The organism is Methanospirillum lacunae (assembly GCF_003173355.1).
In the GTDB taxonomy this organism is placed as follows: domain Archaea; phylum Halobacteriota; class Methanomicrobia; order Methanomicrobiales; family Methanospirillaceae; genus Methanospirillum; species Methanospirillum lacunae.
This window is the reverse complement of the sequence record NZ_QGMY01000001.1, coordinates 81647-89772: the sequence shown is the minus strand read 5'-3', so window position 1 is coordinate 89772 and position 8126 is coordinate 81647. Positions and strand designations below refer to the sequence as shown.

Below are 8126 nucleotides of genomic sequence, written 5' to 3'. Positions count from 1 at the left end.
CAAATTTGATCGTGTTAGTGGATGAGCTCATTGAGACTTGAAAGTCAAAGTGGCAAAGTCAGGTTTCATCTCTGGGATTAACACGTATCAGTGCAATCCCAATACCACGTATCAATAGACATAATCCCTATCAACCTGATGAATTCGATCATGAGTAATCTATCTGAATAGATTTTATTCGTCAGATAATCGAGATAACGATCCCCCAGAACCGGTATCCATCTAAGTCTGGAAAAGCATACATTTCCATGTTTTTTTGGGCAAAAAAACTGAAGAGTTAGAAAAACGGAAAAAATGAATTAATGTACATTTGGGATATCAGTTATTTGAATCTCCCATCCTTCCTCCCTTATTGATTATCAGGTTCATCGATACGAATGGTCATGGATATCACCCCATATCTGCATTTTTCCGCCTGATTCCAGATGATACGGTTTCTGGTGCGGTTACCAGAGCTGGAAAAGCAGACAAGCTGCTTTCTAATTAACCCTCCTACTCCTTTCTCACACGATAAATTACAAATCCGAAACTTTTGAGAGTTAAGTAAGATTCAAAAAATAGTGAAGCAAAAGGAATATAAAATCAAATTTTTGGTTGGTGTATTATGTCCTCCGAACATTATTTGGGCAACGTAAATTTTGTATTCTAATACACACTTTTAAATTATCATTTGAATGATGTACAACTAACATATCTCTCTTCGATTTTTCTGATGAGAGATGGGGGATACGATGGGTGCAATAAACAGTAAAAGAAGGTCGGAAATCAATAAGATTTCGCTGATGGAGAAAAATGGGAAGTTTTTCTTGCATAATTATTATATCCGGAATATCAGTCCATTGACCAAAGGTGTATAATGTCCGAAAATTCTGGATTAATTCCAAAATTTCTCGTTTGCCTGCTTATTCTTCTGACAGCCGTGACTATTGTGTGTACTGCTGAGACAAACATCAAATATTCTGTATTTAATGATAGTAAACTGAATACTTCTCTGACACATCTCCCTGATACTAAAAATTTTACACTTCCTGCACCACCGGTAAACATCAGCGAGATCAAGAAGACACATACTGTAGTAAAGGACACTAGTGGATTTGTTTCAAGTTTGGCATTTGTTGATACCGATATGAAAACGATGGGAAATGTTGTCCTGGTCCCCATCACACCGACACCTGAAGGAAGTGGATATTATTACTTCAATACAACCGGACATGATCAGAGTTATTACATCTATTCTTCCGGGACCTACACATTACAGGATGGGTTCTCAACAGGAAACAACTCGGCAATTTATATCGGTGCTTCTGATGTAGTGCTTGAGGGCAATGCCCAGACGATCACCGGTGACACTACAAATGTGGGTATCGCCATCAGTTCTGATGAGAGTAATGCAACAGTCAGGAACTTTGCCGGAATTGAAAAATTCTCTAACGGAATTGCTTCTAATGCTGATAATGTATCAATTGTAAATAATTCAATATATGATAATTATTTCAGCGGTGTTTATTCATTAGGTTCTCATTTCTCCATGCAACAAACTGTTTTAAAGAATTGTAGTTCTGTGGGAGTTTATGTATATGGCACTGATATAACACTGACAGACAATTTTTTGAATAACAATCAGGGTTATGGTGTCTATGGGTATGCAGATAACGTAACTCTTGAGAGAAATTCAATCAATAATAATGCCTATGGTGTAACCTGTATCAGAGATAATCTTGTATGTAAGGAAAATACTATTACAAATAATCGATTCTATGGTATCGGAATAGAAAGTGAAGGAGCTTTAATAATTGGCAATATCATAAGCCAGAACGGTGACAACCTTTTCACAGCCAGAGATAATGTCACAGTAAAAAGCAATACAATCTCCTCATCATCTGATGATTATGGTTATGGTATCCATGGATATGGTAGAAATACAACATATTCAGAAAATACTGTAAATAATAATGGATATGGTATTATATCATCTAATAGTGACTGTAAGGCAATTAACAACAGAGTTTATTCAAATAATATCTATGGTATCGCTCTAGAAGGAAATAACGAAACTATATCAGATAATATCATCAGGGATACTGTTCTCTATGGACTGGCATGTTATGGCGAAAATTCTACAGTCTATAATAATATAATCACGAATGCCACATTTGGAGTTGGAATCGTTGATCATTATAATTCATCCGTAATTGGAAATCAGATTAATAGTACAAGCCGGTTTGGTCTTTTAATCCTGGATTATTATGGTACCACTGAAGGATTAGGAGAAATTTACAATAACTACTTTGGAAGCGATATCAACATCGGAGGATACGGAAATTTCAGTAATTATTCATATACCTGGACAAATCCTGCTGGTCCACAACGTGGAACAAATGTTGTTGGAGGGCCGTTTATTGCAGGTAATTACTGGAGTAACCCATCTGGAACAGGGTGGTCAGACCAGAAGACGCCCAATGTATCTGGATATACAACAACCCCTTACGAAGTAGTCACTGGAATGAACGATACTGCACCCCTTGTGCCTCAAAAATCTGTAATCATCAATGCAACAGCAAATAACTGGGGTGTCATTGTCCCTGGAGGGAACAGTTCATACCGGTCCTACACGAATCAGACCTTTATTGCTCAGCCAAAACCTGGTGCAGAAATTACTGATGTGGTTGTTGATTCCACATCACAAGGAAATGTCACGAACTGGACCTTTACTCAGCTGACTGAAGATCATGAGATCCTGGCAATAGGGAATGCAACACCAGGACAGGTTCATGCAATCTTTAATGCTTCAAAACGGTATGGAAAGAGTCCGCTGACTGTCTTGTTCTCATCTGAGCAGTCACTCGGTTCACCAACCTCATGGTACTGGCAGTTTGGAGATGGAATAACGAATACAACACAGAATCCGGTCCATACATACGTAACTCCCGGAGTATACTCTGTAACTCTGCAGGCTCTGAATGGCCAGACCGGAGGCTATGCAGTCTGGAATAACTACATCACTGTTACTGACGGACCAGTTCCGGAGCCTACTCCAACTCCTGTTCCGGGAAAGATTATTGCACAGTTCTCAGCATATCCGACAACCGGAAATGCACCACTCACTGTAGATTTCAAGGATATGAGTTCAGGAAACCCGACTTCCTGGTTCTGGGACTTCGGAGATGGAGCACAGGTAACACTGCAGAACCCATCACATACGTACACAACAAAAGGTACCTATCCGGTCACATTGTCTCTAAAAAATGCGAATTATGGAGGTAGTTTGAGAATCTCTAATGCAATAACCGTAACATAAATATTATATTACTTTTTTTCTCTTTTTCCTAATGCGGAATGCCCTCATACCAGTACCTTTCAATTAATCTTCCTGATCCGTATGGTGTCCTTCATTTCTGCCATTATTATATGAGCACATATAAAAAAATTATCAATAAAAAGTGTAACCATCGCAATATGGAAGAACACCACAAATTAAATTTAAGAGGTTCGTAATTTTTATTACCTTATGTGAATATATTTCGCGATGTGAGGTTATAATGGCATACTTTTATATTATCATTTGAATGATATACAAATAACATATCTCTCGTCGATTTTTCTGATGAGGGATGAGGGATACGATGGGTTTAATAAACTGTGATAGACGGCAGGAAATCAGTCTGATTTCAATGATTGATCTTTGTGGTGAGTTCCTCTTGCATATTAGTAATCTTATGAAGATAAGACCATTGACCAAGGTGGATAATGTTTAACAATTCTGGCTTAATTCCGAAAACGTTCATATGTTTGCTTGTTCTTCTAGGAACTGTAACTATTTCGTGTTTAGCAGATTCAGGTAATAATTCACCATTAATCGATAATAAACTGAATAATTCTCTCCCAAATTTTCCTGAATTTGAGAATATTACGCTTCCTGCACCCCCGGAAAATATCAGTGATGTCAATAAGGCACACATTGCAGGAGATGAAACTCAAGGGCTTGTTTCAGGTTTGGTGTCCTCAGAAGGTGGAATTCAAACGATGGGAAATGTTGTCCTGGTCCCTATCACACCGACACCTGAAGGTAGTGGATATTATTACTTCAATGCAACCGGAAACGACCAGAGTTATTACATCTATTCTTCCGGGACCTACACATTACAGGATGGGTTCTCAACTGGAAACAGCACGGCAATTTATATTGGGGCCTCTGATGTAGTGCTTGAAGGCAATGCCCAGAAGATTACCGGAAACGCTACAAATACAGGTATCACAATAAGGTCTGAAGAGAACAATACGACAGTCAGGAATTTTGCCGGAGTTGAGAAATTCTATACCGGTATTAACTCCACAGGAAATCAGGTATCACTCATAAATAACTCAATGTGTGACAACTATTTCACTGGTGCCATCTTATCAGGCTCAAATATCTCAATTGAAAAGAACATCCTGAAGAATAATAGTCAGAGTGGTATATACCTCTCTGGTACGGATGCAATTCTTACTGATAATGTATTAAATAACAATCAGGAGTATGGTTGCTATGCTGTTGTTGATAACATAAGCATCAAGAAAAATTCATTTAACAATAATTATAATGGAGGTATATTTGAGGGAAATAATATCACCATAAATGAAAATACTGCAATAAATAATTTAGATTATGGTATTGGGATAGGGGGTTCTGGAATAGAGTGTATTGGCAATATAATAAGCCAGAATAACTATAACATTTTTTTAGTTGCAGATAATGCTACAATAAAAAGCAATACTCTCTCATCTTCAAATAACAATGGATTTGGAATCCTTGCGATGGGAGAAAATGGAACTTTTTCAGAAAATACCATAAATAATCATGCATATGGCATTTTAGCATATGAAGACAACTGTAATGTGAGAAACAATAGAGTATATTCTAATACCTTTTTTGGTATAGTCATACAAGGAGAGAATACAACTGTATCAGATAATATCATCCGTGATACTACTCTCAATGGATTAGTATGCCACGGGAATAACTCCAGTATTGATAATAACATAATAACGAATGCAACAGTTGGAGTTGGAATCCTGGATAATTATGTTACATCAATATGTGGAAACCAGATCAACAGTACAAGTCAATCCGGTGTTCAAATTGGTTCTTCTTATGGGAGGAGTAATGAGGGAATAAGAAAAATTTATAACAATTACTTTGGAAGTGACACCAATATCGGTGGGGGTGGAAACCTCAGTAAATACTCATTCTTATGGACGAATCCGGATGGTCCACAACTTGGAACAAATGTTATTGGAGGGCCGTTTATTGCAGGTAATTACTGGAGTAACCCTTCCGGAACCGGATGGTCAGATCAGCAGACTCCTAATGTATCAGGATATACAACAATCCCTTACAATTTACTCACTGGAATAAACGATACTGCACCCCTCGTACCTCAAAAAACTGTAACAATCAATGCAACTGCAAATAACTGGGGTATCATTGTCCCAGGAGGGAACAGTTCATACCGGTCCTATACGAACCAGACCTTTATTACTCAGGCAAAACCTGGCGCAGAAATCAGCGATGTGGTTGTTGATTCACAATCAAAAGGAAATGTTACCAACTGGACCTTTACTCAACTGACTGAAGATCACGAGATCCAGGCAATAGGGAATGCAACGCCCGGGCAGGTTCATGCAATCTTTAATGCTTCAACACGGTATGGACAGAGTCCTCTGACTGTCTCGTTCTCATCGGAACAGTCACTCGGTTCACCAACCTCGTGGTACTGGCAGTTTGGAGATGGAATTTCCAATACAACACAGAATCCAATCCATACGTACACAACTCCCGGAGTGTATTCTGTAACTCTCCGTGCCTTGAATAACCAGACCGGAGGCTATGCGGTATGGAATAACTATATTACTGTCACTGACGGACCAGTTCCGGAGCCTACCCCGACTCCTGTTCCGGGAAAGATTATTGCACAGTTTTCAGCCTATCCGACAACCGGAAATGCACCACTCACTGTTGATTTCAGGGATATGAGTTCAGGAAATCCGACATCATGGACCTGGGACTTTGGAGATGGGGCACAGTCATCAATACAGAACCCGTCACATGTGTATACTGTAGTAGGTACCTACTCGGTTACATTATCTCTTAAAAATGCAAACTATGGTGGTAGCCTGAGAATCTCGAATGCAATAACAGTAACATAAAAAATGTTTCCCTTTTTTTAGCATTTCTATTCACTCCTCTCTGGATATGAAGTAGTGGTACATCGATAAATTCACCAGAGGCTAGCTCACTATCAATGTCAGGCAGATATCCTGTTGAACACTATGTTACATTGTCTATCTCCCTAAACCCCCGTTGTAATAATGGAGAATCCCATCAAATCCGGAATTTATGACCCCTGATTTGAGGACTAATAACTATTGTTGATCTTTTTAGATCATCCGGGCCCACAATGGAGTGACTAACCCCGGGGATCTAAACCTTCAGGAAACAGCTCATCACCATCTACATTGTCAATGGATTCGTTTAAAGCCTGAAACCATAGAAATCCCGGATTATTAGAGATCTGATAAATCCATATACACACATGAATTATCTCACCTGATCTTAAAAATCAACTGGGCTTCTGGAATCACATATCATGTAGATTGCCTTTGATATGGTCTGAATCACTTGAAAATAACAAAATATCCCTGATAACTGGCGTTACTCCCGGCTCTATCTCGATATTTATTTCACCAACAATAAATAATACCAGGTCATACTCTCTCTTATCCCTGAGTCAATCCATAAACAGGGTAATTATAAGAAAATGGTGTTGATTATGAATCGATTAGTAGTACTCCTTCTTGCCGGGATAATGCTGGTCTCTGCAGTATCTGCAGAGAAACAGATAGTTATTGGGGCGATTATTGATGAAAGTGGTGATACTACTTCATACGCCCCAGGAATAGAAACGGCGATAAATCTTGCTGCATCAGACCTCAACGATTATTACAAAAAAGTAAACAAGACCACAACTGTTGTAATCAAGAAAGAATCTTCTGATGGTACCTCAGAAAGTGCAGCGAAAGCTGCTGAAAACCTTGTATCTGAAGGAGCTCAGATAATTGTTGGTCCTACCACCTCTGAAGAACTTTCAGGTTGCTTACCTATCCTTTCACGAGAGAAAATACTCTCAATTAATCCATCGTCTTCAATAAAACTGGCAATTCCCGGGGATCAGGTTATCAGATTATGTCCTGGAGACCTGTCACTCGTTAATGCGATTGCGAGTTATAATACTGTAATTACCGGGACAATTCCGCAAAAAACAGTTGTTGTATCACGGGGTGATTTATACGGACTTGATCTCTCTGAAAAAGTGAAAAGTATAACTCAAGTTTCTGATACGGTCATATATTCACCAAGAACACGGGATTTTACCAGTACACTTGAAAAATTGAACAGTTCAGTATCATCTCTTATTGACACATATGGTGAAAAGAATGTGTGTGTCTTTGCGATCTCTATAGATGAGATCAGTGATCTCCTGGCACAGGCATCCGCTTATCCGAATTTACGAAAAATCCAGTGGTCTGGAATGGATGGAGTTGCTCTCAACCCGACGATCCTAAAGAATGACACTGCAGCACAATTTGCATATGACACTCATTTAGCAACAATTTCCTTTAATGTGGCACAACCTGAGGATTCCAATTACTGGAAGGTATATGATAAAATACAGGCAACAACTGACGGTCATCAACCTTGTATTTACGAGATCCTTCCATATGATGAGGTTGTTATGGCAGCCCGCATTCTTGAGAATAACGCATCAACACTTGAAGACACTCTCAAAATTGTTGATATCCTTGGAAATAATATGTATGGAGCAACCGGCTGGTTGAAACTTGATAAAAATGGAGACCGGGAGCATGGAGATTATTATTTCTATCTGCCTCAAAAAGGAGCGGATGGAACAATAAAGTGGGTACCGTGCTTTGCATATCTGGATGGGTTGAACACCACCATACCTCTCATTAGAGTCAATAATACATTACTGGAAAAAACATTAGCGGCATGAACTATTGATATCCGGAAGCTCAAAGACAAGTTATCTCTGTAGTGAGAACCCGAATATATATCTGAAAGCATACCT

Annotated in this window: 3 protein-coding genes; all 3 read left to right on the top strand. The window is 38.8% G+C overall.

Annotation, left to right across the window (positions count from 1 at the left end; translation table 11 throughout):
* Positions 1-856: 856 nt before the first annotated feature.
* Entirely contained in the window at positions 857-3298 is a 2442-nt protein-coding gene (locus DK846_RS00405; protein ID WP_109966945.1) for a PKD domain-containing protein, read from the top strand.
* A 449-nt stretch (positions 3299-3747) separates the two neighbouring features.
* Positions 3748-6186, top strand: a complete 2439-nt coding sequence (locus DK846_RS00400; protein ID WP_109966944.1) for a PKD domain-containing protein — start codon at positions 3748-3750, stop codon at positions 6184-6186.
* A gap of 623 nt (positions 6187-6809) precedes the next feature.
* On the top strand, positions 6810-8051 hold the full coding sequence (locus DK846_RS00395) for an ABC transporter substrate-binding protein (protein ID WP_181391551.1): 1242 nt from the start codon (positions 6810-6812) through the stop codon (positions 8049-8051).
* The last annotated feature ends 75 nt before the right edge of the window (positions 8052-8126 follow it).

What these genes read in the sequence shown, in the direction of transcription:
- DK846_RS00405 (WP_109966945.1), top strand. Translation starts at nt 857, where the DNA reads ATGTCCGAAAATTCTGGATTAATTCCAAAATTTCTCGTTTGCCTGCTT.
- DK846_RS00400 (WP_109966944.1), top strand. Translation starts at nt 3,748, where the DNA reads ATGTTTAACAATTCTGGCTTAATTCCGAAAACGTTCATATGTTTGCTT.
- DK846_RS00395 (WP_181391551.1), top strand. Translation starts at nt 6,810, where the DNA reads ATGAATCGATTAGTAGTACTCCTTCTTGCCGGGATAATGCTGGTCTCT.